The organism is Glycomyces sp. TRM65418, from assembly GCF_019710475.1.
In the GTDB taxonomy this organism is placed as follows: domain Bacteria; phylum Actinomycetota; class Actinomycetes; order Mycobacteriales; family Micromonosporaceae; genus Glycomyces.
This window is the reverse complement of the sequence record NZ_JAJFAX010000003.1, coordinates 98,757-125,689: the sequence shown is the minus strand read 5'-3', so window position 1 is coordinate 125,689 and position 26,933 is coordinate 98,757. Positions and strand designations below refer to the sequence as shown.

21 protein-coding genes and 2 pseudogenes are annotated in these 26,933 nt (G+C 73.5%); 8 read left to right on the top strand and 15 right to left on the bottom strand.

Annotation, left to right across the window (positions count from 1 at the left end):
• Positions 1–3: 3 nt before the first annotated feature.
• The 3 genes and pseudogenes from K3N28_RS08570 to K3N28_RS08555 form a co-directional block, all read right to left on the bottom strand.
• Positions 4–1,955: pseudogene (locus K3N28_RS08570) on the bottom strand (fructose-specific PTS transporter subunit EIIC).
• An 18-nt stretch (positions 1,956–1,973) separates the two neighbouring features.
• Positions 1,974–2,951, bottom strand: a complete 978-nt coding sequence (locus K3N28_RS08560; protein WP_228092073.1) for a 1-phosphofructokinase family hexose kinase — start codon at positions 2,949–2,951, stop codon at positions 1,974–1,976.
• A complete protein-coding gene (locus K3N28_RS08555) occupies positions 2,948–3,709 on the bottom strand; it encodes a DeoR/GlpR family DNA-binding transcription regulator (protein ID WP_228092072.1) in 762 nt (253 codons plus the stop codon). The genes K3N28_RS08560 and K3N28_RS08555 overlap by 4 nt, the downstream gene beginning before the upstream one ends.
• A 199-nt stretch (positions 3,710–3,908) precedes the next feature.
• On the opposite strand from K3N28_RS08555, the gene K3N28_RS08550 reads away from it, so the two are divergent.
• Complete coding sequence (locus K3N28_RS08550) at positions 3,909–4,415, top strand: O-acetyl-ADP-ribose deacetylase (protein ID WP_228092071.1); 507 nt, start codon at positions 3,909–3,911, stop codon at positions 4,413–4,415.
• Positions 4,416–4,473: 58 nt separating this feature from the next.
• Positions 4,474–5,349, top strand: coding sequence for a hypothetical protein (locus K3N28_RS08545; protein ID WP_228092070.1), 876 nt, complete (start codon positions 4,474–4,476; stop codon positions 5,347–5,349).
• 162 nt (positions 5,350–5,511) lie between these two features.
• Here the strand turns inward: K3N28_RS08545 and K3N28_RS23525 are convergent.
• Positions 5,512–5,997 (bottom strand): annotated as a pseudogene (locus K3N28_RS23525) (class I SAM-dependent methyltransferase); the annotation flags it as partial.
• Positions 5,998–6,129: 132 nt separating this feature from the next.
• Here K3N28_RS23525 and K3N28_RS23520 point away from each other — a divergent pair.
• Positions 6,130–6,396 carry an acylphosphatase gene (locus tag K3N28_RS23520; RefSeq protein WP_374209734.1) on the top strand — a complete coding sequence of 89 codons (267 nt, stop codon included), beginning with the start codon at positions 6,130–6,132 and terminating at the stop codon, positions 6,394–6,396.
• A 5-nt stretch (positions 6,397–6,401) separates the two neighbouring features.
• On the opposite strand, the gene K3N28_RS08535 is transcribed toward K3N28_RS23520, so the two are convergent.
• The 3 genes from K3N28_RS08535 to K3N28_RS08525 all read right to left on the bottom strand — a co-directional run bounded on the left by K3N28_RS08535 (position 6,402) and on the right by K3N28_RS08525 (position 9,710).
• Positions 6,402–6,590, bottom strand: a complete 189-nt coding sequence (locus K3N28_RS08535; RefSeq protein WP_228092068.1) for a hypothetical protein — start codon at positions 6,588–6,590, stop codon at positions 6,402–6,404.
• A 72-nt stretch (positions 6,591–6,662) separates the two neighbouring features.
• Entirely contained in the window at positions 6,663–8,576 is a 1,914-nt protein-coding gene (locus tag K3N28_RS08530; RefSeq protein WP_228092067.1) for a hypothetical protein, read from the bottom strand.
• 159 nt (positions 8,577–8,735) lie between these two features.
• Positions 8,736–9,710 carry a sulfite exporter TauE/SafE family protein gene (locus tag K3N28_RS08525; protein WP_228092066.1) on the bottom strand — a complete coding sequence of 325 codons (975 nt, stop codon included), beginning with the start codon at positions 9,708–9,710 and terminating at the stop codon, positions 8,736–8,738.
• A gap of 365 nt (positions 9,711–10,075) precedes the next feature.
• Between K3N28_RS08525 and K3N28_RS08520 the strand changes: the two genes are divergently transcribed.
• Positions 10,076–11,248 carry a PP2C family protein-serine/threonine phosphatase gene (locus K3N28_RS08520; protein WP_228092065.1) on the top strand — a complete coding sequence of 391 codons (1,173 nt, stop codon included), beginning with the start codon at positions 10,076–10,078 and terminating at the stop codon, positions 11,246–11,248.
• A gap of 64 nt (positions 11,249–11,312) precedes the next feature.
• Positions 11,313–12,278 carry a DUF4232 domain-containing protein gene (locus K3N28_RS08515; protein ID WP_228092064.1) on the top strand — a complete coding sequence of 322 codons (966 nt, stop codon included), beginning with the start codon at positions 11,313–11,315 and terminating at the stop codon, positions 12,276–12,278.
• On the opposite strand, the gene K3N28_RS08510 is transcribed toward K3N28_RS08515, so the two are convergent.
• The 8 genes from K3N28_RS08510 to K3N28_RS08475 all read right to left on the bottom strand — a co-directional run bounded on the left by K3N28_RS08510 (position 12,262) and on the right by K3N28_RS08475 (position 21,311).
• Complete coding sequence (locus K3N28_RS08510; RefSeq protein WP_228092063.1) at positions 12,262–13,128, bottom strand: anchored repeat-type ABC transporter permease subunit; 867 nt, start codon at positions 13,126–13,128, stop codon at positions 12,262–12,264. The two genes, K3N28_RS08515 and K3N28_RS08510, sit on opposite strands and share 17 nt — an antisense overlap.
• Positions 13,125–13,895 carry an anchored repeat-type ABC transporter ATP-binding subunit gene (locus K3N28_RS08505; protein WP_228092062.1) on the bottom strand — a complete coding sequence of 257 codons (771 nt, stop codon included), beginning with the start codon at positions 13,893–13,895 and terminating at the stop codon, positions 13,125–13,127. Before K3N28_RS08505 ends, K3N28_RS08510 begins: the two co-directional genes overlap by 4 nt.
• The gene (locus K3N28_RS08500; protein WP_228092061.1) at positions 13,885–15,348 is read right to left on the bottom strand and encodes a TIGR03773 family transporter-associated surface protein; all 1,464 of its coding nucleotides are present in this window, start codon (positions 15,346–15,348) and stop codon (positions 13,885–13,887) included. Before K3N28_RS08500 ends, K3N28_RS08505 begins: the two co-directional genes overlap by 11 nt.
• On the bottom strand, positions 15,348–16,874 hold the full coding sequence (locus tag K3N28_RS08495) for an anchored repeat ABC transporter, substrate-binding protein (protein WP_228092060.1): 1,527 nt from the start codon (positions 16,872–16,874) through the stop codon (positions 15,348–15,350). The genes K3N28_RS08500 and K3N28_RS08495 overlap by 1 nt, the downstream gene beginning before the upstream one ends.
• Positions 16,871–18,052 (bottom strand): WxL protein peptidoglycan domain-containing protein, encoded by a 1,182-nt coding sequence (locus K3N28_RS08490; RefSeq protein WP_228092059.1) that lies wholly within the window; start codon positions 18,050–18,052, stop codon positions 16,871–16,873. Before K3N28_RS08490 ends, K3N28_RS08495 begins: the two co-directional genes overlap by 4 nt.
• A 114-nt stretch (positions 18,053–18,166) precedes the next feature.
• Positions 18,167–18,793 (bottom strand): choice-of-anchor M domain-containing protein, encoded by a 627-nt coding sequence (locus K3N28_RS08485; RefSeq protein ID WP_228092058.1) that lies wholly within the window; start codon positions 18,791–18,793, stop codon positions 18,167–18,169.
• Between the two features lie 2 nt (positions 18,794–18,795).
• Positions 18,796–19,440: a choice-of-anchor M domain-containing protein gene (locus K3N28_RS08480; RefSeq protein WP_228092057.1), complete on the bottom strand. Its 645-nt coding sequence runs from the start codon at positions 19,438–19,440 to the stop codon at positions 18,796–18,798.
• A gap of 20 nt (positions 19,441–19,460) precedes the next feature.
• Positions 19,461–21,311, bottom strand: coding sequence for a choice-of-anchor M domain-containing protein (locus K3N28_RS08475; RefSeq protein WP_228092056.1), 1,851 nt, complete (start codon positions 21,309–21,311; stop codon positions 19,461–19,463).
• A gap of 457 nt (positions 21,312–21,768) precedes the next feature.
• Here K3N28_RS08475 and K3N28_RS08470 point away from each other — a divergent pair, with 457 nt between their 5' ends.
• The 3 genes from K3N28_RS08470 to K3N28_RS08460 all read left to right on the top strand — a co-directional run bounded on the left by K3N28_RS08470 (position 21,769) and on the right by K3N28_RS08460 (position 26,915).
• Positions 21,769–23,301: an ABC transporter substrate-binding protein gene (locus tag K3N28_RS08470; RefSeq protein WP_374209723.1), complete on the top strand. Its 1,533-nt coding sequence runs from the start codon at positions 21,769–21,771 to the stop codon at positions 23,299–23,301.
• Positions 23,302–23,303: 2 nt separating this feature from the next.
• Positions 23,304–25,037 (top strand): ABC transporter permease subunit, encoded by a 1,734-nt coding sequence (locus K3N28_RS08465; RefSeq protein ID WP_228092054.1) that lies wholly within the window; start codon positions 23,304–23,306, stop codon positions 25,035–25,037.
• Positions 25,038–25,280: 243 nt separating this feature from the next.
• Positions 25,281–26,915: an ABC transporter ATP-binding protein gene (locus K3N28_RS08460; protein WP_228092053.1), complete on the top strand. Its 1,635-nt coding sequence runs from the start codon at positions 25,281–25,283 to the stop codon at positions 26,913–26,915.
• Positions 26,916–26,933 lie beyond the last annotated feature (18 nt).

Here is a 26,933-nt window from a genome sequence, read left to right as displayed (position 1 = left end):
GGGTTAGATGGCGACCAGTGCCTGGTCGTCGGCGGTTTCGGCGGCCTTGGAACGCCAGGCGGTCTTGAGGGCGACGGCGCACAGGCACGTCGCGGCGGTCCCGGCGAGGATCGCGATGATGAAGCCGCCCGGGTTGCCGATGAGCGGCAGGACCCAGACGCCGCCGTGCGGGGCCCGCAGCGTGGAGCCGAAGGCCATCGAGACCGCGCCGGCGACGGCGCCGCCGACGACGGTGGACGGGATGACCCGCAGCGGGTCGGCGGCGGCGAACGGGATCGCGCCTTCGGTGATGAAGAAGGCCCCCAGGAGCCACGCGGCCTTGCCGGACTGGCGTTCGGCCTGGCTGAACCGCTTGGAGCGGACCACCGTGGCGAGCGCGAGGCCGAGCGGCGGGACCATGCCCGCGGCCATGACGGCGGCCATGACGGTGAAGTCGCCGCTGGCGAGCGCGCCGACGCCGAACAGGTAGGCGACCTTGTTGACCGGGCCGCCGAGGTCGAAGCCCATCATGGCGCCGAGCAGCAGGCCGAGCAGGACGGCGTTGACGCCGGAGAGTCCGGCGAGCCAGTCGGTGAGCCAGGTCTGGGCGGTCGCGATGGGCTTGCCGACGAGGACGAGCATGATGAAGCCGACGGCGAAGACGCTCACGAGCGGGATCACGACGATCCGCATGATGCCGGAGAACGCCTGGTCGGCCTTGATGAGTTTGAGCGCCATGACGATCGCGCCGGCGAGGAGGCCCGCGACGAGACCGCCGAGGAAGCCCGCGCCGACGTTGACGGCGATGAGGCCGCCGACGACGCCGGGGGCGATGCCCATGCGGTCGGCCATGCCGAAGGCGATGAACCCGGCGAGGATCGGCACGAGCATCGAGAACGCGAGTCCGCCGATGTAGAAGAGGACCCCGGTGATGCCGACCTGGTCGAGGATCCGGGTCGGGTCGGTGATGGCCTCGTAGTCGACGCCTTCGAATTCGCCGCCGTTGACCTGGTTCGCCACTTCGGCGCCGCCGAAGACGAACGCGAGGGCGATGAGGATGCCGCCGGCGGCGACGAACGGCAGCATGTAGGACACGCCGGTCATGAGCCAGAGGCGCAGTTTCGCGCCGGGGCCGAGTCGGGGCCCGGCCGGTGCCGCGGGCGCGGGGGCGACGGGTCCGGAGTCCGGTGCGGCCTGGGCCTTCTCCACGGCTTCGGCGACCATGTCGGCGGCGTGGTTGATGCCGCGCTTGACGCCGGCGGAGACGACCGGTTTGCCGGCGAAGCGCTCCTTGTCCCGGACGTCCACGTCGGCGGCGAAGATGACCGCGTCGGCTTCGGCGATCCACTGCGGGTCGAGCGCTTCGGCGCCGGCGGCGCCCTGGGTCTCGACGTGGATCTCGTGCCCGGCGTCCTTGGCGGCCTGTTCGATCGCTTCGGCGGCCATGTACGTGTGGGCGATGCCGGTGGGGCACGAGGTGACTGCCACGAGCTTCATTGTTCGAGCACCTTCTTCCGGGCGGTGCGCTGCTATCCGAGCGCGTTCGTGATGAGGGCGGCGACCGCCGCCGCGTCGGGGGCTTCGCGGAGGGCGGTCTTGAAGTCCTGGTGGATGAGCTTGCGCGCCAGGGACGCGAGGATGGTCATGTGGTCGGAGGCGCCGCCCGCGGGGGCGGCGATGAGGAATACGAGGTCGGCGGGGCCGTCGTCGGCGCCGAAGTCGACGCCTTCGGCGGACCGGCCGAAGGCGAGGCTCGGCGCGGTGACGTGGGCGCTGCGGGCGTGCGGGATGCCGATGCCGCCTTCGATGCCGGTGGGCATCTGCGCTTCGCGGGCGCGGACGTCGGCGAGGAAGCCGTCGACGTCGGTGACGCGCCCGGCCTGTGCGAGGAGCGCGGCGAGCTTCCCGGTGGCCTCGTGGCGGTCGGCCCCGGTGAGGTCGAGGTCGACCAGCTCTGCAGTGATGAGATCGGACATTGCGGTTGCTCCTGTCGCTCAGCTCAAGACCCGGCCGTGGTCCGGGGATCGGGTGACCACGACGGCGTCGAGGTCGATGTCGTCGGGGGCGGGCATGATGCTGCCGGGCAGGGACACCGCGGCGGTGCCCCAGGCGACGGCCGCGGTGAGCGCCTCCGGGCCGCGGCCTCCGGCGGCGAGGAAGCCCGCGAGGGCGGCGTCGCCGGCGCCGACGGTGCTGGCGACGGACCCGGCGAGCGGGGCCCGCGCGTGCGTGACGCCGGTGTGGTCGACGAGGATCGCGCCGTCCGGGCCGAGGCTGGCGAGGACCGCGGCGGCTCCGGCGGCGCGGAGGGCCTCGGCGGCGGCGACGGCGTCGCCGAGCGTCCTGATGGGCACGCGGGCGGCCTCGGCGAGTTCGTCGAGGTTGGGTTTGACGAGGTCGGGGCGGGCGGCGAGGCACGCGTCGAGCGCCGGGCCCGAGGTGTCGACCGCGGCCTTGGCTCCGGCGTCGTGAGCGCGTTCGACGAGGTCGGCGTAGAAGTCGGCGCCGACGCCGGGCGGGAGGCTCCCGCATCCGGCGATCCAGGCGGTGGGGCGGTCGATGCTGCTGGAGGGCGACTGCTCGTCGTAGTTCGGCGGGGCGGCGATCGCGGCGGCGAGGAGCTCTTCGATCTCTTCGGCGCGCAGGGCGGGGCCGGCCTCGTTGAGCTTGGTGACGGTGCCGTCGGCCTCGGCGATGGTGAGGTTCGAGCGGATGCTTCGGGAGACGGGCACGTCGATGACCGGCACGCCCGCTTCGGCGAGGAGGTCGATGAGCTCGGTCCCGGCGTGGCCGCCGGTGGTGAGGACCGCGCGGGTGGCGCGGCCGTGGGCGACGAGCGCGCGGGAGACGTTGACGCCCTTGCCGCCCGGGTCGACGCGGATGCCGGCGGCCCGCTGCACTTCGCCGCGTCGGAGCCGCGGGACCTCGATCGTGCGGTCCAGGCTCGGGTTGGCGGTGACGGTGACGATCATGCGCGCACCACTTTCAGGTCGGCGGCCTCGAGATCGGCGGCGAGGTCCGCGTCGAGGCCGGTGTCGGTGACGAACACGTCCACCTGGTCGAGGGTGCCGAAGCGGGCGAGGCAGTCGTTGCCGACCTTGGTGTGGTCGGCGGTGACGACGGTCTTGCGGGCGGCGCCGATCATGGCGCGCTTGACGGCGGCCTCGCCGGTGTCCGGGGTGGTCAGGCCGCGTTCGACGCTGATGCCGTTGGCGCCCACGAAGGCCACGTCCACATAGGTGTCGGCGAGGGCCCGCAGGGCCCAGTCGTCGACGGCGGCCATGGTGCGGCCGCGCACCTTGCCGCCGACGATGAGGACCGTCAGGCGCGGTTTGGCGGCGAGGAGGGAGGCGATGAGGACGGAGTTGGTGACGACGGTGAGCTCGCGGTCCGCGGGCAGGGCCTCGGCGATGCGGGCGGTGGTGGTGCCGGCGTCGAGGAGGATGGCGCCCTCGTCGGGGACCTCGGCCAGCGCGGCGGCGGCGATGCGCTCCTTGGCGGCGGTCTGCACGGTGTCGCGGGCCGCGACGGTCGGCTCGAAGCCGAGCCGTTCGAGCGGGATCGCGCCGCCGTGGACCTTCTTGACGACGCCTTGGCGTTCGAGGGCGGTGAGGTCGCGGCGGATGGTCTCGGTGGTGACGTCGAAGGCGGCCGCGAGGGCGGTGACGTCGACGCGGCCCTCGGCGCGGGCGCGTTCGGCGATGCGCTGCCGGCGCTCTTCCGCGAACATGTGGTTTCACCCCCGTTTCATTTGGCTTTCATTGGTTATACATGGTTGCTTGTGGCATTGTCAACGCGTTCCGGGGGCGTGCGCAGGTCACGGATCGACGACAGGGGTCCTGACCTCGAACGTTACTGCCGCGGACGGTCCGGGGCGTCGAAACGGCGTCCGCGGCGGTCGAGCCGCCCTCACGTGTTTGAATGCGGGCATGGCCATCTCGATCCACCAAGGCGACATCACCCGAGTCCACGTCGACGCGATCGTCAACGCCGCCAACTCCAGCCTCATGGGCGGCGGCGGCGTGGACGGGGCGATCCACCGCGCGGGCGGGCCGGAGATCCTCGAAGCGTGCCGACGGCTCCGCGACACCCGGTACGGGCGCGGCCTGCCCACCGGCCAGGCCGCGGCGACCACCGCCGGACGGCTGCCGGCCCGGTGGGTCGTCCACACCGTCGGCCCGGTCTACTCCGCGACCGAGGACCGCAGCGCGCTCCTGGCCTCCTGCTACCGCGAGTCCCTGCGGGTCGCCGACGATCTCGGGGCCGCCTCCATCGCGTTTCCGGCCGTCTCCGCAGGGGTATACGGCTGGCCCGTCGACTCGGCGGCCGAGATCGCGGTGGCCGCCGTCCGCGAGACCGCGACGACCGTGGACGACATCCGCTTCGTGCTGTTCACCGACGAGGTCTACGCGGCCTTCGAGCGCGCGATCGGCTGACGCCGTCGCACCCCTCGGCTACGGTCGGGGAGTTCGACACCGGACTGAGGGGTTCCCTTTGCAGACGCTCCACCACGCCGCATTCGCCGCCGCCGAGCGGTACCTGATCCTCAATGCCCGCCTCATCGACCGGGCCCGCTTCGCCTACCGCTTCCACGACGGCCCGGTCAGCCCGGTGCTGCACGCGGTGCGCGCGTACCAGAATCCGGACGGCGGCTTCGGCAGCGCCATCGAACCGGACCTGCGCGGCACGGGCAGCCAGCCGCAGGGCGTCGAGACGGCGCTGTGGGCGCTGGACGACGTCGGCGCGTTCGACGAGGCGATCGTCCTGAGCGCGTGCGCGTGGCTCGAGGCGAACAGCACCGAGGAGGGCGGGGTGCCGTGGGTGCTCCCGAGCGTCGTCGACGACGAGCGCGCCCCGTGGTGGCAGCCGCAGGGCGAGTCGCCCCCGGCGGCGCTGAACCCGACCGCGCCGGTCGTCGGGCTGCTCCACGCCCACGGCGTCGCGCACCCGTGGATCGGCCCGGCCACCGAGTTCTGCTGGCGCACGATCGCCGAGCTGACCGAGATCGAGGCGTACGACGCGAGGTGCGTGCTGGCCTTCCTCGAACGCGTCCCCGACCGCGAGCGCGCCGAGGCCGAGTTCCGGCGGCTGCGCGAGCCCCTCCGGGCCGCGGCGGCGATCGACCCGGACGCGGAGGGCCACGTCCACACCCCGCTCGACCTCGCCCCGCGGCCGGAGGCCCTGGGGCGCGCGCTCTTCAGCGACGACGAGATCGACCTGCACCTGGACGTCCTGATCGACGCCCAGAACGAGGACGGCGGCTGGGCGCCGAACTTCCCGATGTGGACGCCCGTGGTCGCCCACGAATGGGGCGGGCACCTCACCGCCGCGAACCTGCGGACGCTCAAGGCGTACGGCCGCATCGCGTAAGCGGAACCGCTCTCCGGGTTTGCGGGCGGCGCCGACCAGGTGCGGGCTCTTCGAGACGGGGAACGGCAGGAAGGCGAAGCGTTCGACGCGGAGGTCGTCGGTCTGGAAGCCCGCGGCCTCGATCGCGGCGCGCGTGTCGCGCGAGAGGTGGCAGCCGCCGTTCAGGCGCGTCCAGATCACCGCGTCGAGGACCCGCTCCCCCACGCGCCGTGCGCGACCCGGGGAGGCGATGTGCTCGAAGCCGATCAGCGCGCCGCCGGGTTCGAGCACGCGCATGATCTCGGCCAGCGCGGCGGCCTGGTCGTCGACCGAGCACAGGACGGCGGTGGCGACGACGGCGTCGAAGGAGCCGCTCTCGACGGGCAGCGATTCGGCGGCGCCGTCGACGATCGTGACCCGCAGTCCCAGTTCGTCGGCGCGTTCGCGGGCGAGGTCGCGGAAGTTCGGCTCGGGTTCGACGGCGACCAGTTCGGTGACCGCGTCGGGGTAGTGGGGGAAGTTGGCGCCGAAGCCGCAGCCGATCTCCAGGACGCGGCCGGCGACCGGGGCGAGGAGGCGTGCGCGCTGCTCGGCGAGGCCGCGGGCCTCCAGCTCGGCGGCGGCGGCCGGATACCAGCGGGCGAAGAGGGGTCGTCTGCGGCGTGCCATGAGTGCTCCTCGAGGAGTGCGCGGCCAAGGGGTGATGGTGCCGAGCCTAGTGGGCGGGCGGTCCGCCGGTCGGCCCGCGGAGCGGAGGCGGGATCACTACACTTCCGGGGCATCGGCGGGAAGGGGGCGGTGATGCCGCGGCGACGGATGATCGTGGAAGGACGCGTGCAGGGCGTCTGCTTCAGGGTCGAATGCCGCCGCGAAGCGCAGGCGCTCGGGCTGGCCGGGTGGGTGCGCAATCGCGCGGACGGCACGGTCGAGGCCGTGTTCGAAGGGACGGCGGCGCAGGTCGAGGCGATGGCGGCGTGGATGCGGCACGGTCCGCCGCAGGCCGAGGTCGACCGCGTCGAGACGGTCGAGGAGCGCTCGGAGGGGTTGACGGGTTTCGCGATCCGGTGAGGGCTTCAGTCCTCGTCGCTCGGCGACCGGGCGAGGACCACGACGGCGATGATCGTGGCCGCGAAGAGGATCATGACCACGAGGAACGTGTCGACGGCGAACAGGGTGTTGAGTCCCTGGGCGAGGAACGGCGTCGCCATCGCCACGAGCGCCAGTAGGGCGATCCACCTCGCGTTGCGGCGCATGAAGTCCATCGGCGCCTCCTCCCGGTTCGCTCCCGAGCCTACGTGACCGGCCGGCCGGGCCGGCGGACGGCGCACCGCGGTTCAGTTGGTGCGCGTGTTCGGCAGGTGGTCCCCCAGGTAGCCGATCCAGATCTTGCCCGTCGTCCCGCCGGCGTCGTCGAGGAAGTGCATCCGGGGCGCGGGCGAGCCGACCGGCTGCAGTTTGATGTGCGCGGGCATGTAGACGCTGCCGGAGGGGTCGATCTCGGCGGGGACGCGGAAGATGCGGGCCCGGTAGAACTTGGGGTTGTCCGAGACCGAGTCGGACTCCTTCATCGACACCATGGCCGGGGTGATGATGGGCGCGCCGGGCAGGGGCCGGCTGCACCAGTCGTAGAAGCCGCCGGTGAAGCGGGCCTCGGCCCGGGCGGCGGCGTAGGCGTCGAGGGCGCGCAGGGCGTCCCAGGCCCGGCCGGTCCAGCGCCGGCGCTCCCGCGGGTAGGTGACGTCGAGTTTGGACACCTCGGTGTCGAGGGCGTCGGGCAGGTCGAGGCGCCGCAGCCGTTTGCGGGCGCGCTGGACGACGTCCATGAGGCTCTCGGCCTCCCAGGGCCCTTCGGGGTCGGGGTCGCTCTGGACGCCGTAGACGGGGTCGGCGTGCTCGGCGAGGCGGCCTTCGAGCCAGCGGATCCGGTCCTGGGCTTTGCGGTCGCGCTCCTGGAGCTCCACGAAGTCGAGTTCGAGCTGATCGTATTGCCGGCGGAGTCGTTCGAGCTCCTGGTCGGGGCCGCTCGCGCCGAGGAGACCGGCGGACTCGACGGCGCGGGTGAGGGCATCGAGGTGGGCCGACATGGTCTTGATGAGCGCGGTGGTCTCGGAGTCGCCGCCGCGGGCCATGTCGACGAGCGCTTCGAGGACGCCGTCCTCGAGGTGGTCGGCGAGCTTCGCGGCGATCTGGTCGGCGAGGCCGTCGGGACCGGCGGGTTCGGGGCCTTCCGAGCGCGGATCGGCGGTCTCGGACGGGGAGGCGGTCGGGACCGGCGGGCCGGGGGTCTCGACCGGTGCGGTGCGGGCGGGGGTCTCGACCGGTGCGGTGGGAGCCGAGGTCTCACGCGGTCGGGGGACCTTCGCGGCGCGGGGCACGGCTATCGCGGCCGGAGTGGGCGGGGGCGCGTGGAGATCGGCGGGGGCGAGCGCGCCGGCGAGGACGCGGCCGACGCGGGGTTCGCTCTGGCGCACGTCGACGGGCAGCGGGCGGTGGACCGAGAGCTCGACGACGCCGGAGACGACCACGCCGAGCGCGCGGACCCCCTGGTCGCGGATGGCACTGCCGCCTCGGGGCTGGTGGCGCATCGCGTAGGACTCCTCGCCCGGTCGCAGGCCGGGCAGATAGGTGCGCAGGCCGCCGCCGAACACCGAGAGGTCGGGGCCGAGCCAGGCGTTGAGGTCGTCCTGGGTGCGGGCGTCGTAGAGGCGCGCGACGACGGCGACGCCCGCGAGCGCCTCGGCGAGGTGGTCGGCGCAGGCGGTGACCAGGCCGGATTCGTTGCGGTCGACGGTGAGGACGATGATCGGGACGGCGCGGTCGGGATGGGCGAGCCACCGGGTGAGCTCCTTGACCTCCTCGGGGCCGACGAGGTGGGGCCCGGCTTCGACGGGCACGGCCCCGTCGGTGGCGCGGCCGGTGGCGAGGAACGGTCCCATGAATCCGGGCGCGGTCACCGCGGCCTCGTCGAGGTCGCCTTCGACGGTGACGCGGACCCAGCTCGGGGCGCCTTTGCGGCCCGCAGCCCAGGTGGCGGTGGTGCGGAGCCGCCCGCCGCCGGTGGGCACGTCATGGGTGTAGCGACCGCAGGCCTCGCTGTCGGCCAAGGCGATCCGGGTGCGTCCGCGCGAGTGTTCACTGTGGGGGGCGCCGTCGTCCTCGATGCCCGCCCAGGCGGCGAAGCAGCGCCGCAGTCGCGGCCCGAGCCGCTGTCCCCCGTCTCGGAGCAATGCCTGGTAGAACTGCGTCACGGCGCCTCCAACGGTCCGGCTCACGGCCACGTTGAGGCAACATGCTACTTGAAGTTCACCTTCGCGTCGTCATCCAAATCCAATAGGGACAGTTCGGCGGACGCCGGCGGACACGGCCCGGGCCCGCGCCGTCGCCGGCGCGGGCCCGGAAGACGCGGGTCAGGCGGGCTCGACCGCCAGGTGCTCGGCCCGGTCGACGCCGGGCTCACCCGAGCCGAGATCGTCGCCGGGACGGGGGCGGACCTCGTCGAGGACCGGGCCGCCGAGGTCGCGTTCGTCGAGGTGGCGGCGCACCGAGTAGGCGACCGCCGCGATCCACACGACGAGGACGGCGATGCACACGGCCACGGCGACCCCCGCGGGGGCGGCGATCCAGTCGCTGCGCAGCAGCGAGCGGGTGTTGGTGAGGACGATGACGCCCCCGACCGCGGAGCCGAGGACGCGCGGCGGGACGCGGCGGACCAGCCAGGCGGCGATCGGCGCGGCGATGAGGCCGCCGAGCAGGAGCACCGCGACCCAGGCGAAGTCGATGCCGGCGCTGCCGATGCCGACGAGGAAGCCGATCGAGGCGGCCAGCGCGACGAGGAACTCGGAGGTGTCGATCGAGCCGATGACCTTGCGGGGTTCGATGCGGCCGCTCGCGAGCAGCGCGGGCGTGCCGACCGGGCCCCACCCGCCGCCGCCGGTGGCGTCGAGGAAGCCGCCGACGAGGCCGAGCGGGGTCAGGAATCGCTTGCGCAGCGGCTTGCCGAGGTTCTTGCGGTCCAGGCCCCGCAGGGCGAAGCGGATGAGCAGGTAGAGGCCGAGGGAGAGCAGGATGATCGACATGACCGGGGCGGCGACCTCGGTGGAGAGCCGCGACAGGACCGTAGCGCCCGCGAAGGCGCCGATCGCGCCGGGGATGCCGATCTTGAGGACGACCTTCCAGTCCACGTTGCCGAAGCGCCAGTGCGAGGCGCCGGAGGCGAGGGTCGTGCCGATCTCGGCGAGGTGGACGGTGGCCGAGGCGGCGGCGGGGTTGGCGCCGACGGCGAGGAGCAGGGTGGTGGAGGTGACGCCGTAGGCCATGCCGAGGCTGCCGTCGACGAGTTGGGCGGCCAGGCCGACGATGCCGAGGAGGACGAGGGTGCGCACGTGGAAGCCTTCCGAGCGATGACCGGACTCAATCTCTACTAAATCTATGGGAAATATAGATTGCAGGGTTCGGGACCGTCAACGCCGGTCCCGGCAGACGGGACGCCGGCGCCGTGCCGGCTGGTCGGACCCGGTGTCCGGTCCTCGCGCGGTGCGCCGGGCACGCCGCCGCGATCGGGCGGGGCCGTGACCGGCGACGGCGTGGACGGCACGGTGCGCAACGGCCTCGACCGGGAGAGGAGCATGGGCTCTGCCGTTCGCGCGGTACGGCAGGCGACGGACGACGCGAAGCGGACCGGAGGGGCCCGCGTCCGCTTTCGGCGTTTCTCGCTTCGGTCCGCATCGGACCCGCATACGCTCACTTGGTGAAGGGCACCGTGCGCGCCGCCGCCGACATGCAGGGCTACGTCCGGTCCTATGTCCGCCCCGAGACGCCGTGGGACCGCATCACCTCCGGCCACCCCGGTTCGGCCCTGCTGCTGCGACTGCTCCCGTTCCTCCTGCTCGGCGTGACCCTGCCGATCGCCCTCGTCACCCCCGTCATGGTCCCGTACGCGAACTACGCGCTGGTCCTCCTGCCCGCCTTCACCGCCCTGGTCAACGGGCCCATCGCGACCGCGACCGCGACGCTCGTCGTCGCCGCCCTCGTCAGCGCCGGGTCCGGGGCGCTCGGGTTCCTCCCCTATCCGGAGAGCGGCTGGAGCGACCTGGCGCCGATCGCGTTCGTCGGCCTGCTGTGCACGGCCCTCGCCTGGATCAGGAACCGGATCGTCATGCGCCTGCTCGACATGACCCTGGTGGCCGAGACCGTCCAGGGCGCGATCCTGCCCGATCTGCCCGAGCGCATCGGGGGCGCGCGCGTGGCCGTCGCCTACCGGACCGCGGAGGGCAGTCCGGGCCTGGTGGGCGGCGACTTCTACGACGTGCAGGACACCGAGTTCGGGGTCCGCGCCGTCGTTGGCGACGTCCAGGGCCACGACCTCGCCACCGTCCATCTCACGGACTCGCTCCTGGGGACGTTCAGGGAGCGCGCGCTCGACGACCCGGATCTGGCGACGCTGGCCGCCCGCATGGAGCGGCGCGTGCGCCTCCACAACCGCCGCCACGACGAATGGTCGCAGACCTTCGCCACCGCCGCGCTCATCGAGATGACCCCCGGGCTCGACACCGTCCGGGTCGTCCTGTGCGGACATCCCGCGCCGCTGCTGGTCCGCGGCAGCGCCACACCGCTGTCGGCGCGGCCGATGCCGCCGCTCGGCCTGGCCGATTTCGCGGTCCACCGGACCGAGATCCGCGAGGCGACGCTCATGCCCGGCGACCTCGTCGTCGCCTACTCCGACGGCATCGCCGAGGCCCGCAACGCCGAGGGGCGGACGTTCCCCCTCATCGCGAGGGTCGACGCCCACGTCGCCTCGGGCGTCCGCGACCCCGAACAGCTGCACCGCAAGCTCAAAGCCGACTTCCAGGGCGGCGGCTTCGTCCGCACCGACGACCTGACCGTGCTCATCATCCAGGTCCCCCGGGCAACCGGAGCGTAGGGGCCGCGCGTATAGCAAGGGGCGGCGACGCGCCCCTTCGGCCGATCTCGAGGAGTCCTCCCGTATGCGACGCGCCCCCCGGCAACTGATCCTGCTCGCGAGCCTCCTCACGCTGGCGCTGTCGGCGTGCGGCGTCGGCGCAGCGGAACCGCAGGCGAGCGGCGCCGTCGGCGCCACCGACTGCGACGAGCACGGCGTGCAGCTCTCGCTCACGCCCACGGGCGAAGTCGCCGACCGCACCTTCATGGCGATCGGCCTGGTCAACTGCGGCGAAGCCCCGCTGGTGCTCGACTCCATGCCGCAGGTCGGCGTCGACGGCGGGAACGTGGTCGCGTCTCGCGACGCCAACATCCCCGAGTCGATCACCCTGGAGCCCGGTCAGGGCGCGGTCGCGCCGCTGTCATGGACCGTGGCGACCGGCGCCGGCGAGGTCCTGGAGGTCGACCGGTTCCTCGTCAACGCCCTGCCGGTGTACGCCGGATACGAGCTCACGCTCGCCGAACCGGTCACACTGGACGCCGGCCACGTGCTCGACCTGGGCGCCTGGCAGCCCACCGGGCCGGGCTCGACCGAGCCGGCGGCACCGACCGAGCCGGCCACCGAGGCCCCGACCGCGGCGCCCTGCCCGGAGGAGGGCTTCCGGGTCGCGGTCTCGGGCATGAACGCCGCCATGGGCATCCGCGCCACCGGCATCGACCTCGTCAACTGCGGCACGGAGGACATCGAGGTGAACGGGTATCCGCAGATCGAGGTCCTCGTGAACGCCGCCCCCATCGCCGTCGAGGTCCGCGAGGGCTCGGACACGCTGCAGGACCCCGGGCCCACCCCGATCACCGTCGCCCCCGGCGAATCGGTGAGCGCCGGCATGCTGTGGCGCAACAAGGTCGAATCGAGCGATCCGGCCGACACGGTGGAGGCGACCGAGCTCAACGTCGGGTACGCCGAGGGCTCGCCGCTCCAGACGGTCGTGCCCGAGCACTCGATCGACCTCGGCACCACCCGCGAACTCGAAGTCACCGCCTGGCGCTGACCGCGGCCGCGCGCCGCCCCGCCCAGCGCGACACCAGACCGTGGCGGGGGGCGAACACCCACGCCAGCAGGAAGACGCCGGTGATCACCAGGACGATCAGGCCCCCGGCCGCCAGGTTGTAGTGGAACGACAGGTACAGGCCCGCCACGGCCCCGAACGCCGCCACCGCGCATCCCGCGAGCACCATGGGCCCGAGCCGGTCCGTGAGCAGCCGCGCCGCCGCGGCGGGAGTGACCAGCAGCGCCAGCACCAGGATGTTCCCCACCGCCTGGAGTGAGATCACGATCGCCACCGTGACCATCACGTACAGGGCCATGTCGAGCGCGAGCACCGGCAGACCCGAGGCGCGGGCGGTCTCGCGGTCGAGACTCACCGCGATGAACTGGCGGCGCAGCAGGAACACGGCGAGCAGCAAGACCGCCCCGACCGCTCCCACCAGGGCCACGTCGGCGTCGCCGAGCGCCAGGATCTGCCCGAACAGGAACGACGTCAAGTCGCCGGTGTAGGACTCCTGCGTCGAGACCACCACGATGCCCAGGCCGAACGCCGCGGCCCAGAAGATCCCGATCACGGTGTCCTCCTTCAGCCGGCGCGTCTGGCTGATGAGGACGATCGCCAGGGCCGTCGCCACCCCCGCCACGGCTCCGGACAACGCCAGGTTGATGTGCAGGACGAAGCCGATCGCGACGCCCGGGAAGACCGCGTGCGCCACCGCGTCGCCGATGAAGGCCATGCCGCGCAGCACCACGAACGCGCCCACCGCGACGCACACGATCGCGGACATGACGGCGACCGCGAAGGCCCGCTGCATGAACAGGTGCGACCAGGGCTCGACCAGCCACTCGATCATGCCGCCGCCTCGGTCCCGGCCAAGAGCGCCTTGAGCTCGCCGGAAGCGGCGACGCCGAAGGCGCGCAGCCACAGATCGGGGTCGGAGAGGGACTCGGGCGGGCCGTCGGCGATCACGGTGCGGTTGAGCAGGCACAGGCGTGAGCAGGTCGCGCGGGCCTGGGCGAGGTCATGGGTGGTCATGAGCACGGCGGTGCCTTCCTGGGCGAGTCGGGCGAGGAGCGCGGTGAGCAGTTCCTGCGTGGGCACGTCCACGCCGGTGAACGGCTCGTCGAGGAGCAGCAGGCTCGGACGGCGGGCGAGTGCGCGTGCCACGAGGACGCGCTGGCGTTGCCCTCCGGACAGCTCCCCTACGGGCCGTCCGGCGAGGTCGGCGAGACCGACCCGGTCGAGGGCCTCGGCGGCGGCCTCGCGGTCGGCGCGGTTCCGAGCCGCCCTCCGGCGAAGCCCGCCGGTCAGGGATCGGCCCGGCCGGCGGCCGCCTGAGCGGGCGTTGCGGACCGCTCCGGCGACGGTGATCGGGAAGTCCCAGGTGAACTCGTGCTTCTGCGGGACGTAGCCGGGTCGGCCGAGGCCTGCGACGACGGCGCCCGCGTCGGGTTTGACCAGGCCGAGCACGGCCCGCAGCAGCGTGGTCTTGCCGGCGCCGTTGGGGCCGATGAGGCCCACGGTCTCCCCGGGGGCGACCGCGAGGTCGATCCCGTCGAGGACGGGGCGGCCGCCGAGCGAGACCGTGAGGCCTTCGAGGAGCAGCGAATCAGCGCGCATCGGGGCCTCCGGCGGCCTTGCCTCCCGCAGCGCTGTCCGCGGTGCCCTCGACGGTGCGGCGCTTGCGGGTGGCGGCCATGATCACGGCGCCGACGATGACGGCGAGCGCGGCCGCGCCGAGCCCCCACAGGAGCCAGCCGGTGCCCGTGGTGGGCAGGAAGCCGCCCTCGTCGTCCTCGTCGTCGTCGCCGCCCGAGCCGCTGCCGCCGCCGGTGCAGGCGTCGCTCGGGTCGGTGGCGTCGCCGACGGCGAGCTGGATCTCGGCGCTGTCGGTCACCGTCTCGCCGTCGGCGGTGGTGGCGGTGAACTCGATGCTCAGGCGGTAGATCCCGGCTTCGGAGAAGGTCCAGTTGCCGTGGGCGTGGGTGTTGCGCGGGACCGCGACGGTCTGGGGCAGGGCGTCGGCCGAGTCGAACAGGATGTCGGCGCCGCCGAAGGTGCCGGTGAGGAACAGGGTGAACGCGCCGGGCCCGTCGACGGCGGTGAGGTTCCAGTCGACCGAGCCGGGGACGGCCTCGATCACGCTCGGGTCCTGGGTGTTCCAGCCGGGCCAGACGATCCCGGAGGCCTGGACCTGCGGGAGCATGTAGATCTCCCGGCCGGGCTCGCCGAGGAAGCCGTAGTCGCCTTCGGGGATGGGGAACCGGGCCGCGTCGGGCACGTGGACGACGGTGTCGGCGAGGTCGCGCCAGACCGACTCGGCGGCGCGGTCGTCGCGCAACTGGACGGTCCACTCGCCGTCGACGAAGCGGGGGCCGATGTCGACATGGCCGTCGCCGACCACCTCGCATGAGGCGGCCGCCTGCGCGCCGCCGGTGGCGCCGTCGTCCTGGGAGGCGCCGTCGCCGACGACGATCGCCTGCGCCTCCGCGGCGGTGACGTCCTCGGCGGTGAGGCGGTAGGCGGCGGTCACCGCGGCGGGCGCGGAGCGCTCGGCCGTGCCCTCCCCGCGGGCGATGAGTTCCAGTGTGTACTGTCCGGGCTCGTCGACGGCGAGGACGACGGGGGTGGTGGTCCCCGCTGCGAGGGTGAACGAGCCGCCGTCCGCGGTGGAGGCGAGCGGATCGGCGAAGCCGGCGCCTTCGAACGTGTAGAGCCGGGCCTCACCCGGTCCGCCGGTCTTCTCCAGTGCGAGGGTGACGTCGGTGTCGGCGTCGCTCGCGTCGAGGGTCGGGAACGTCTGCCCGTCGGTGGTCCCGGCGAGCCAGACGAGGTCGCCCGGCTCGCCGAGGAACGCGAAGTCCTCGCGTTCGGGGACGATCGAGGGGGTCGTCTCCAGCGCGGCGGGGGCGTCGATCTCCAGCCGGGAGCCGGAGGTCGCGAGCGCCGCGAGTCCTTCGGCGGCTCGCCCCTCGGGGGTCTGCGCGTTCGCGGGCGCGCCCGCGGTGAGACCGGCCGCCAGTGCGACGGCTCCGGTGAGCGCCGCGGCGCGGCGCTTCGGTCGGTGCTGCATCAGTTTCCTCCCAGGCAGCGGCTCAGCTCGGAGGCGTTCTGCCGCATCATGTCGATATAGGTGGGTGCGTCTTCGGGCAGGGCGTCGCCGTGGAGGGTGCACACCTGGACGCCCTGGTCCTCGGCGACCTGGCGGAGGACTCCGGCGCGGGCGTGGAGGTTCGGTTCCACGAACACGGCCTGGACCTGCAGGTCGGCGATGGTCTCGGTGAGGGCCTCGACCTGCTTGGCGCTGGGTTCGGCGGCGGGGTTGGGGACGACGAACCCGGCGACCTGCATGCCGTAGCGGTCGGCGAGGTAGCCGAAGGCGTCGTGCGTGGTCACGAGCTGGCGGTTCGCCTCCGGGATGGATTCGATCGCGGCCGCGACCTCGGCGTCGAGCTCGTCGAGCTCGGCGAGGTAGGCGTCGCGGTTGGCCTCGTAGGCGTCGCGGCCGTCGGGATCGATCTCGATGAGCGCGTCGGCGATCACCCCGACGTAGGCCTTGGCGTTGGCGACGTTCTGCCACAGGTGCGGGTCGATCTCGCCGTGGACGTGCTTGCCGAGCACCGCCTGCGGCAGCTGGTAGAGCTCCTGGCCCGGCTCGCCGAGGAACGCGAAGGCCTCGGCGTCGGGGATCGCCTCGAGGGAGCGGGTGGGCACGTCGATGACCACGTCGGCGGGCGCGAGGTCGCCGCGCTCGTCGTCGCGGACCACGAAGCGCTCGGTGTCGAGGTCGGCGGTGATGTCGGTGTGGCCGTCGTCGAGGATCGTCGCGCCCTCGCGGACCTCGCGGGGGTTGACTCCGACGGCGAACGTGAAGGCGGCTTCGCCGATCTCGGCGGTCCGTCCGTCGTCGGCGACCGTGGCCTCGGTCGTCAGCTCGTACACGCCGGGCTCGGTGAAGGTCCAGTTGACGTGGGTGTGCGCCTCGGGCGGGAGGGTGATCACGTCGGCGTCGGTGAGGCCGTCGGCGGTGTTCCAGTAGATCTCGGGGGTCCCGAAGGCGTCGGTGAGGAACATGGCGACCTCGCCCGGACCGGTCGCCTCGGTGAGGCGGATGCCGGTCTCGGCCGTGCGGGTCTCGGTCTCGCCTCGCACGCCGAACCCGAGCCAGACGACGTCGAGGCCGACGTCCTCGACGAGCGGGATGAGCTTGGCGCCGTAGGGTTCGGCGTTCTCGGCGAGGGAGAGGTTGGGGGCGTCTTGGGGCACGTTGGCGTCGAAGAGCTTGATGAGCGGGTGGTCTTCGAGCAGCAGGTGGTTGGTGAACGCGAGATCGGCGCGGGCGACCTTGGCGGCGTCGTTGGGGCTGGGTTCGTAGGAGTGCGGGTCGCCTCCGGGCGGGACGACGGTCTCGACGGCGACGCGGTCGCCGCCGACGATCTCGGTCCAGTTCTTGATGATCTCGGTGGTGACGACGACTTGCAGGCCGTCGGCGTCCGCGGAGGCCGAGCACCCGGTCAGGGCGAGCGGCACGGCCGCGGCCAGGGCGGCGAGGGCGCGCGGGTGTGTCGTGGCGGCGCGGCGCGCGGTGCGGTGGCTCATGGGGCGGTGGGCTCCTTCGGGTGCGCGGCGGCGGGGTCCGGGGCGGGTGCGGCTTCACCGGGTGCGGTGTCGGCCGCGTCCGCGGGTTCGGCGGGAGGCTCGGGCGTGCGGTCGCCTTCGTCGGCGGGAGGGGGCTCCGGGGCGGGTTCGGCGGCGACGCGCGTGCGGTTGCGGCGCTTCCGCTTGCGGGTCTTGACGGCGATCCCGATCAGCAGGGCCGCCGCGGCGGCGACGGCCGCCTGCGGCCATGGCGGCGCCCACAGGCCCGCCTCCTCGCTGCGGGGTATGAGCCGGGACGCCGTGTCGGCCTCGTCGACCGGTTCGGGGCGGACGATCAGTGCCGCGTCCAGGTACGCGAGCGGCCAGACGGCGTCGATCTCGGCGGTGCCCTCGAACCGGTCGCCGGGGAGGATCTGGGGCAGCTCCGCGAGGACGACCTCGTGCGCGAGCAGGTCCCAGGGGCCGCCGATCCGGGCGACGAGTCGGCCTTGGAGGCGCACGTTGCCCGCGTTCTCGACGGCGTACTCGAAGGAGACCGATCCGGGCTCGACCGGGTTCCACTCGTAGTGGTAGCTCACGTGGCCGAGCTCGGGGGTGAGCTCGGGGTCGAGTTCGCCGGAGACGCGGAGGTGGACGCGGGCGCCCACGCGCCGCTCGACGAGGATCTCGTTGCCGCTCGCGTCGGTGGCCGCCTCGACGACGGCCGCGACGATGCCGCCCACGTGGTCGCCGGGGGTGGCGTCGGCCGGGACGGTGAGCGCGAAGGGCACGTCGAGCCGGGTTCCGGGGGCGATGGCGAGCGTCTGCTCGTTGAAGCCGATCCACGATCCGACGTCGATCGGCGCCTCGTCCGAGGGCAGGAGGTCGAAGGCGCCGGTCTCGGTCGTGTAGGCGTCGGACGCGTACAGCTGCACCGTGATCGGCTCGGTGCCGAAGTTGGAGACGCCGACGAAGTCGACGAGGGTGGCGCCGGGGTCGAGCGCGTAGTCGAAGGCGGCGCGGCCGTCCGGTCCGTCCTGGCCGGACGGGTTGACGCCCCAGGTGACGGCGGCGGGCTCCTCCTCGGTCGTCGCTTGGGCGGTGGCGCCGCCCGCGGCGAGGAGGACGGTCGCCAGGAGGGCGGCCGTCGGCACGGCAGCGCTCAGGACGGTGCGGCCGAACGCGGAGATGGGTTTCACGGGGGGGACTCTCGGGTCGGGGGGCGGGACGGTCCCGGCGGTGCGAATGCTCGGCTGGCGGGCTTCGCCGGGCGCGGGGACCGTCCCGCGTCCTGTGGGGAGGAACTCGGTCTGCTAACCGACGTCGAAGGTGTAGGTGACCTGGTCGGAGGTCACCGGGCCGTCGACGGCGTGGGTGCCGCTGAGCCGCATGGTCAGCGTGTACGTGCCGGGCTCGGTGAAGAGCCAGGTCGGGTGGTGGTGCGATTCGGTGATCGCGATGGCGCCGGCGCCGCAGGCCGGGTCGGTGTGGAGGCGGGGCGTGCCGGTCGTCGAGTCGTACACCGCCAGGTGTCCGCCCGCCGGGGCGGTGTAGGACACGAGTTCGGCCTGCACGCCGCCGCCGAAGTCGGTCCGATCGAGGCCGTCGGTGTTCCAGCCGGCCCAGATCTTCCCGGTGGCCTGCGTCCTCGGGAGGACCCAGTTGGCGCCGGCGTCCCAGCGGCAGGACTGGGCGCTGGACGTGGTCACTTGATGTCCGCTGTGGACGTCGAAGAGCACGTCGGCCGGTTCGGCGTGCGAGCCGTTCGCGAACGCCACGTCCAGATCGAGCCGGTTCGCCGTATCGTCGTACGCGATTGCGAGCACGTCGACGTGGCCGGAACCGACCGTGGTGGCGGCCTGGGCGGTCCCGGCGAACAGGAGCGCGGCGGCGGCGCCGAGCGCGGCGGCCGCGATGGCGGGTTTCGTGAGGTTTCGCATGACTAGGCCTCGACCCAGAACCAGTAGTCGACCTCGCCGGTCGAGACCGCCTCGCCGGTCGCCGCGTCGACGCCTTCGGCTTCGACGGTGAACCTGTAGAGGCCCGCCTTGGTGAAGGCCCAGTTCATGTGGCCGTGGCTGCCGGCGGTGGCGTCCCAGGAGCCGGCGCCCTCGTCGGAGTCGAACAGGACGTCCGCGCCGCCGAAGTCGTCCACGGTGTAGAGGGCGACGTCGCCGCGGCCCTCGGCGTCGTGGACGGTGAAGGTGACGGTGTCGTCGACGAAGTCGCCTGCGGCGATCTCCTCGGCGCCCCAGCCCGCGAAGAGCAGGCCCTCGACATCGGTGTCGGGGAGGATCCAGACCTTGGAGCCGGGCGCGCCGATGAAGCCGTAGTCGGCCGGGACCGTGGTCTGGGCCTCGTCGGCGACCTGGAGGAGCACCTCGTGCGGCGCGTATTCGACGTCGTTCTCGCCGTCGTGGACGTGAAGCTCGAGTTCGCCTTCCTCGTAGGCGAGGCCGAAGACGTCGACGTGGCCTTCGGACAGGATCGCGCATCGGGTTTCGGCGGCGGTGGCGGGAGCGGCGGTGAGGACCGCGGCGGCGGCTGCGGCAGCGGCCGCTGCCGAGTACTGTGCGGTGGTTCGCAAGGGGGTTCCCTTCTCGGTGTTCAGATTGCGGTGAACGTGACGAGTGCGGTGTAGGTGCCGGACTCGACATCGGTGGGCAGGTCCAGACGGAGGTCGGCGTCGAGCACGCAGGTGCCCTTGCCGGACCCGGCCGTGGCTACGGCGAGGATCTGCGAGGTGGACAGGCCGGGGCCGCCGTCGAGGAGGCCCGCCACGGCGGGGCCGGGCGTGACCTGCTGGCGCTCGCCGGTGGAGACGACGCCGGGGAGCCAGCCCAGGTGGGCGCCGCTGAAGCCGCCGTCGGCGCTCGCGAACTGGGACACCTGTGCGGCGGCGTTCCAGCCGGGGTCGGCCGAGCGGGTGTCGGTGACGGTGACCGGGCGCAGTTCGCCCTCGGCGGCCCAGCGGGTGGCGGTGCTGTCGAGCGCCAGGGCGGGGAGGACGACGTCGCGGTCGTTCGGGTCGACGCTGATGACCAGTCCGCCCGTATCGGTGTCCACCGTGGCCGTGATGGTCTGGGTGTTCTCGAGGTCGGGGTCGCCGGGGCCGCCGGGTCCGCCCGGGCCGCCGGTGCCCGGGTCGTCGGCGGGCCACTCGTCGACGACGAAGACGTACTCCTCGGGATCCGAGGCGACCCGGGTGCCGTCGGCGAGCGTGGTCTCCGCCCGCCAGGTGAGCGTGTAGACGCCCGGTTCGGTGAAGATCCAGTTGGCGTGCGCGTGCGTCCTGGCGGGGGTGTCGATGCGGTCGGGGACGCCGTCGCCGGAGTCGACCAGGAGCGTGGCCTGGCCGAAGTCGTCCACCTGGAACATCTTGAGGTCGCCGGGGCCTTCGGCGCCGCTGAGCGCCAGCGAGATCCGGTCCTCGGCGAGTTCGTCGGCGGCGATGCCCTCGGTCGACCAGCCCGCGAACAGCTTGCCGGCCTGGTCGACGTCGGGCAGGAGCCAGACGGTGTCGCCGGCCTCGCCGAGCACGTCCCAGCCGGGCATGGACAGCTGCGCCTCGGTCAGCGTGGTCTCGGTGTCGGGAACGACGTGGAAGGCGACGTCACCGGGGTCGCGGTGGACGACCTCGCCGTCGTGGACCTTGCTGCCGTCCTTCACGTCGAGACCGAGTCGGCCGCCGTCGACGTCGGCGTTGAAGACGTCGACGTGGCCGCGGTCGAGGACGAGGCGGTCGCCGAGGTCGGGAGCACCGGGGTCGCCGCCGCCGGGGTCGTCGGAGGGGAGTTCGCCGACGTGCCAGCGGTACTCGACGTTTCCGGAGGTGACCGCGGTGCCGTCGGCGAGCGTGCCGCTCACCTTCCAGGTGAGGGTGTACTCGCCTTCGGCGGTGAAGGCCCACGCGGCGTGGACGTGGGCGTTGACGTTCACGTCGACGGCGTCCGGCAGGCCGTCGCGCGAGTTGAAGAGGACGCTCGGGGAGCCGAAGTTGCTGAGGCTCCACAGGGCCAGGTGGCCGGGGCCCTCGACGGACACCAGGCTCATCTGGATCCGGTCGCCTTGGAACTGCCCGGCTTTCAGCGCCTCGGTGCTCCAGCCCGGCCACAGCAGGTCGTGGTCCTGGGTGAAGGGCAGCAGCCACATCGGATCCCCCGGCTCGCCGAGGAAGCTCAGGATGCCCCCTTCCGGGATCGCCGTCTCCGCCTCGGGCAGGACCTGGAAGAGGACCTCCTCGGGGTCGCGCTCCACTCGGGTGTCGCCGGTGTCGTCGCTGACGCGCAAGACGAGCCGGTCGCCTTCGAGGTAGGCCTTCATGGCGTCGGTGTGACCGGCCGAGAGGACCGTGCGGCCCTCGTGGGTCGTCTCGGCGGCAGCGGGCGCCGCGAGGGCGGTCAGCAGGAGCGCCGCGGCGAGGGCGGCGGTCCGCGGCACTGCTGGGGCGAGGGTCATCGGGGTTCCTTCGCGGTTCTGGGACGGGGTGCACGATCATGATAACGGAAATCATTATCATTATCGAGTCCTCAGTGCCCCTGCATCGCGATCCGCTCGCCCGCAACGTCGTCGCCGCAGGCCACGCGGCCGCCCGCAGTCGAGTGAGCTTGAATACCAAGCAGATGCGCATATGCAGACGCGGCAATCCGAGCAGCTCGGCGCTCCGGCGGAGACGAACGGCCGCGGCGCATCGCCGCCGTCGGCTCGTCCGGTCACGGTTGTACGGCGTCCCCGTACCGCGGACGGGAGGGCGGAGACGGTCGCGAGCGCCGGGGCGCGGCCGCAGCGAAACGGCCGCCACCGCACCAGGAGCGACCGCGGCGCCCCCGGGGCCGTGACAGGTGAGGCGGTTTCGGTTCTGTGACCCGGACCAAGTCGGGCCGCTCGACTAAATGAACACGGTTTTCATTTCTGTATGGTTCCGCTTCGTATCGTCCGTGCCCCTCCCGCCCGTTGGAGTCCTCCCTTGACCGTCTCCCGTCGTTCGCTCATCGCGGCCGCGTCCGCCGCCCCGGTCCTCGGCCTGGCCGCGTGCTTCTCCGAATCGCCCGAGGGGAACGGCGCGTCCGGACGGATCCGCGTCGCCCACATGCAGCCGCCCCGTTCGGGTCTGTCGCCGCTGACCGACGACGCGTTCAAGCTGTCCCGCTGGGCCACCGCCGAAACCCTCGTGGTACTCGACGCCGACGGCGACGCCCTGCCGTGGCTCGCCACCGAATGGGTCCAGGACGGCCCCGCGTGGACGTTCACCCTCCGGGACGACGTGCAGTTCCACGACGGCACGCCCCTCACCGCCGAAGCGGTCGCCAACTCGCTCGCCGTCGCCGCGCAGGCCGCCCCGAAGCCGCGCATCCTCGACGGCGTGGACCTCACCGTGGAGGCGAACGGGAACACGGTCACCATCGCCACCGCCGAAGCCGACCCGCTCCTCCCCCACCGCCTCTCCTCGCCGCAGCTGGCGATCCTCGCCGCGAAGGCCTACCGAGGCGACATCGTCGACCCCGTCGGCGCGGGCACCGGCGCGTTCGTCCTGACGGCGGTCGACGGCACCGTCTCGGCCGCCCTGGACCGCAACGACCACTGGTGGGGCGGCGAGGTCGAGGCCGCCGGGATCGACGCGTCCTTCGTCCCGGACGGCACCGCCCGGGCCGGACGGCTCCGCGCGGGCGAGGCCGACATCGTCGAGTCCATCCCGGTCTCCCAGGCGGGACTGCTGGAGGAGGACCAGATCACCGAAGTGCCCATGCCGCGCACCTGCACGCTCTACCTGAACTGCTCCGGCGGCCCCTTCAGCGACCCGGGCGTGCGGGCCGCCGCCCGGGAGGCGATCGACGCCGCCGCGCTCGTCGAGGGCGTCTACGACGGCCGCGCCGACCTCGCCGAGGGCCTGCTCGGCCCGGCCATCCCGTGGGCGGCCGAACGCGCCGGGCGCACCGAGCCCGCCGCCGCGGCCCCGGTCGCGGGAACCGTGATCACGTTGGGCACCTTCACCGACCGGGCCGAACTGCCCGAAGTGGCGCAGGTCCTCCAGCAGCAGCTCCAAGACGCCGGCTTCACTGTGGAGCTCGACATCCGCGAGTACGCCAACATCGAGGCCGACGCGCTCGACGGCGCCTTCGACGCGTTCCTGCTCTCCCGGGCGACCGTGCTCGACTCGGGCGACCCGGTCGCCTACATGTACTCCGACTTCGCGTCGGTCGGCTCGTTCAACCTCTCGCAGGTCTCGGACGCGGGCGTGGACGCCGCCCTCGACACGGCCTCGGCCGCCGTGCCCGGCGAGGAGCGGCGCGCGGCGGTGCTCGCCGCCGAGACCGCGATCCTCAACGCGGACGCGGCGATCCCGCTCCTGCACGAGCGGGTCATCCAAGGCGACGCGGCGACCGTCGCGGGATCGCGGAAGGACCCGCGCGAGCGCGAGCTCGTCGGGCCCGAGACTCACCTGGTGTAGCGGTGCGGACCGTCCTCGCCCGACTGGCCGCCCTCGTGGCGCTGCTGGCCGTCGTCGGCCTGCTGCCGTGGCTGTCGCGCAACGATCCGGCGCTCACGGTGCTCCGCGCCAGATCCGCGGAGCAGGAGGCCACGCCTGAGGCGCTCGACGCGATCCGTGCCGACCTCGGGCTCGACGCGGGGCCGCTGGCGCTCCTGGGCCGGTGGGCGGCGGGTCTGGCCCGCGGCGACCTCGGCACCTCGTGGGTGTCGGGGCATCCGGTCGGGCCCGCCGTGGCCTCGGGTGCGGGGACCTCGCTGACGCTCATGGCGTGCGCGCTCGCGGTGGCGCTGCTGCTGGCGGCGGCGCTGTGCGCCCCGACCGTGTGGCGCGGCGCGCGCGGGAGCCTCGGCGACGGCCGCCCGGGCGGTGCGGTCGGCGCGATCCTCGTGGCGTGCCCGGAATTCCTCATCGCCACCGTCGGCCTGATCGTCGTGGGCGTGTGGCTCGGCTGGCTCCCGACGTCCGGATGGGCCGGGCCCGCGAACCTCGTGCTGCCCGCCGTCGCCATGGGGGTCCCGGCGGGGGCGATGATCGGCAGGCTCGTGGGCGACACCCTCCCCGGGGCGTTCGACGAGCGGTGGGTCGCGCTGTGGCGCTCCGCGGGCGTCACCGAGGGACGCCTCGCCCTCGGGGTGCTGCGGCGCGCGCTGCCGGCCGTCATGCCGCAGTTCGGGCTGGTCGTGGTCGCCCTCACCGGCGGCGCGGTCGCCGTCGAGACGATCTTCGCCGTCCCCGGCATCGGCCGGACCGCGTTGGGCGCGGCCAAGTCCCAGGATCTGCCGCTCCTCCAAGGCTGCGTCCTCGCGCTCATGTGCCTCGGGGCGACGGCCGGGCTGATCGGGCACGCCGCCCGGCGCGCCATGCTCGGGACGGGCCTGCGCGACGCCGCCTTGAGCCCGCCGGCGCCTCCGCGGGGTCCTTCGGGAACGCGGCAGTATGTCGTCCCGTCGCTGCTCGCGGCGGTCCTCGCGGTGATCGTGGTGTGGGGGCTGCTGCGCGATCCGCTCACTGTGGACGTCGCCGCGAAGCTGCTCGATCCGTCGTGGACGCACCCGCTGGGCACCGACGCGCTCGGGCGCGACGTGCTGGCCCGGCTCGGCCACGGCGCGGCCAACACGGTCGGCGCGGCGGTGGCGGTGTGCGCGTTCGGGTTCGCCCTCTCGCTCGGCCTCGGGTTCGCTCCGCGGGTCTCGGCGGGCGTCGCCGACATCGCCAACGCGGTCCCGGCGGTCCTCGCCGGCGTGCTCGTGGCGGCGGCGCTCGGACCGGGGACGGCCGGGGCGACGATCGCGGTCGCGGCGGTGTCGTGGCCGAACCTGACCGCCCATGCGGCGGCGCTGACGCAGGAGGCGCGCGCCGCCTCGTACCTCACCGCGCAGCGGGCGCTGGGCGCGAGCCCGGCGTGGATCACCGTCCGGCACGTCCTGCCGGAGATCACGGGTCCGCTGGCGCGGCACGCGGTCCTGAAGCTCCCGGGGACGGCGCTGGCGATCGCCTCGCTGGGGTTCCTCGGGCTGGGCACGCAGCCGCCGACGCCCGAATGGGGGCTCCTGCTGAACGAGTCCCGCTCGTATGTGGAGGTCGCTCCGGCGGCGGCGCTGGCGCCGGCCGCGGCGATCGCGTTCCTGGCGGCCCTGACGGTCTCGAGCGCGAACCTCACGAGGCTGCCGAAACGAACGGCGGTGAACGCATGACCGGCTCAAAGCGGCGCCACCGCCGCGGCACGCTCGCGGCAGCCGTGCAGCGGCCGCGCACCGGTCCGGCCGGGAACCGTCATCGCGGCCTCCGGGCGGTGGCGGTCTGCGGCACGCCCGCGACATCCGCACGAGGAAAGGAACCGCGCCCATGAGCGAGCGGAACCACCGCTGCCGCGTCCTCGCGGCGTCCGCATTCCGGAGCCGCGGCATGCCGGCCGCGGCCTTCGAGGAGCCGTGCGCATGAGCGGACCGATGCTCGACGTGTCCGACCTCCACGTGTCGCTGCCGGGGACGGACGCCGTCCGCGGCGTGTCGTTCGCGCTCGACGCCGGGGAGACCGTGGCGCTCGTCGGCGCCTCCGGCGCCGGGAAGTCCTTGACCGCCAAGGCGGTCCTCGGACTGCTGCCGCGCTCGGCGCGCACCTCGGGCCGCGCTTCGGTCGCGGGCACCGACGTGCTCGGGGCCGCTCGCGGGGTCCTCCGCCGCCTGCGCGGCGGCACCCTCGGGTACGTGCCGCAGGACGCGCTCACGGCGCTGAGCCCCGTTCACCGGGTCGGCGACCAGATCGCGGCCGCCATCGCCTCGGTGCGCGGCCTCGGCCGGGCCGCCGCCCTGCGGGCGGCGGCCGACGCGCTGGAGGCCGTGGGCATCCCTGATCCGGCCGTTCGCGCCCGCGACTTCCCGCACCAGTTCTCCGGCGGGATGCGGCAGCGAGCGGTGATCGCCCTCGCCACCGCCAACGCGCCCGAGCTGATCGTGGCCGACGAACCGACGACGGCCCTGGACGCGCGCACCGGGCGGCAGGTCCTCGACCTCCTGAGCGAGCGCTGCGCGGCGAACGGCGCCGGGCTGCTCGTCATCACCCACGATCTCGGCGTGGTCGAGGAGTACGCCGACCGCGTCCTCGCCATGGCCGACGGCCGCCTCGTCGCCGACGCGGCGCCGACGCGGCGGGCCCTTCCACCGCGCTCGCCCGTGCCGGACACGACCGCATTGCTGGAGGTCGACGGCCTGACAGTGGAATACCGCATGTCACACGGCGGCCGGCACCGGTTGGCGGAGCGGATGCGCCGCCGGGCCAGGGTGCTCGTGCGGGAGGGCCGCGGCCGGTCGCGCGGGCCCTCCGCGGCGTCGGCATCGGACTCCTCCGGGTCGTCCGGCACGCTCCGAGCAGTGGACGGCGTGTCGTTTCAGATCGCGGCCGGGGAGACCTTGGCGCTCATCGGCCCGTCGGGATCCGGGAAGTCCTCGACGGCCGCCGCGGTCCTGCGGCTCGTGGAACCCGGCGGCGGGACCGTTCGCTTCGAAGGGCGGGACCTGACCGGTCTGGCCGAGCGCGAGCTGCGGGCACTGCGCCCGAGGATCCAGCCGGTCCTGCAGGACCCGTACGGGTCGCTCAGCCCGCGGCTGACCGCGGGCGAGGCCGTCGCCGAGCCGCTCCGGGTCCAGCGGCGCTGGGACCCGGTCGCCGGGCCCGCCCGAGTGCGGGAGCTGTTCGCGCTGACCGGTCTCGACCCGGCGCTGGCCGAACGGCGACCGCACGAGCTCTCGGGCGGGCAGTGCCAGCGCGTGAACATCGCCAGGGCGCTGGCGAGCGAACCGCGCCTGCTCGTCTTGGACGAGCCGACGTCGGCGCTCGACGCCCCTCTGCGTCAGGAGGTCTTCGAGCTGCTCATCGGCCTGCAGGAGCGGCTCGGCCTGGGGTACCTGTTCATCTGCCACGACTTGGAGGCGGTGCGCGGCTTCGCGCACCGGGTGGCGGTCATGGAGGCCGGCAGGATCGTCCGGATCGGATCGGTCGAGGAGTTCGGCGCGGCCGCCGTCCGGTCGACCGGTCCGCGCCGGTCTCGGGGGGTCGCCGTGCCTCGGGCATGAGAGGGACCCGGTTCCGGC

Excerpts from the sequence above, each read along its gene's own strand:
- K3N28_RS08485 (WP_228092058.1), bottom strand. The coding sequence starts at position 18,793 with ATGCGAAACCTCACGAAACCCGCCATCGCGGCCGCCGCGCTCGGCGCC.
- K3N28_RS08550 (WP_228092071.1), top strand. The coding sequence starts at position 3,909 with ATGGCCATCTCGATCCACCAAGGCGACATCACCCGAGTCCACGTCGAC.
- K3N28_RS08510 (WP_228092063.1), bottom strand. The coding sequence starts at position 13,128 with ATGATCGAGTGGCTGGTCGAGCCCTGGTCGCACCTGTTCATGCAGCGG.
- K3N28_RS08500 (WP_228092061.1), bottom strand. The coding sequence starts at position 15,348 with ATGCAGCACCGACCGAAGCGCCGCGCCGCGGCGCTCACCGGAGCCGTC.
- K3N28_RS08515 (WP_228092064.1), top strand. The coding sequence starts at position 11,313 with ATGCGACGCGCCCCCCGGCAACTGATCCTGCTCGCGAGCCTCCTCACG.
- K3N28_RS08505 (WP_228092062.1), bottom strand. The coding sequence starts at position 13,895 with ATGCGCGCTGATTCGCTGCTCCTCGAAGGCCTCACGGTCTCGCTCGGC.
- K3N28_RS08555 (WP_228092072.1), bottom strand. The coding sequence starts at position 3,709 with ATGTTCGCGGAAGAGCGCCGGCAGCGCATCGCCGAACGCGCCCGCGCC.
- K3N28_RS23520 (WP_374209734.1), top strand. The coding sequence starts at position 6,130 with ATGCCGCGGCGACGGATGATCGTGGAAGGACGCGTGCAGGGCGTCTGC.
- K3N28_RS08535 (WP_228092068.1), bottom strand. The coding sequence starts at position 6,590 with ATGGACTTCATGCGCCGCAACGCGAGGTGGATCGCCCTACTGGCGCTC.
- K3N28_RS08560 (WP_228092073.1), bottom strand. The coding sequence starts at position 2,951 with ATGATCGTCACCGTCACCGCCAACCCGAGCCTGGACCGCACGATCGAG.
- K3N28_RS08495 (WP_228092060.1), bottom strand. The coding sequence starts at position 16,874 with ATGAGCCACCGCACCGCGCGCCGCGCCGCCACGACACACCCGCGCGCC.
- K3N28_RS08475 (WP_228092056.1), bottom strand. The coding sequence starts at position 21,311 with ATGACCCTCGCCCCAGCAGTGCCGCGGACCGCCGCCCTCGCCGCGGCG.
- K3N28_RS08470 (WP_374209723.1), top strand. The coding sequence starts at position 21,769 with ATGGTTCCGCTTCGTATCGTCCGTGCCCCTCCCGCCCGTTGGAGTCCT.
- K3N28_RS08460 (WP_228092053.1), top strand. The coding sequence starts at position 25,281 with ATGAGCGGACCGATGCTCGACGTGTCCGACCTCCACGTGTCGCTGCCG.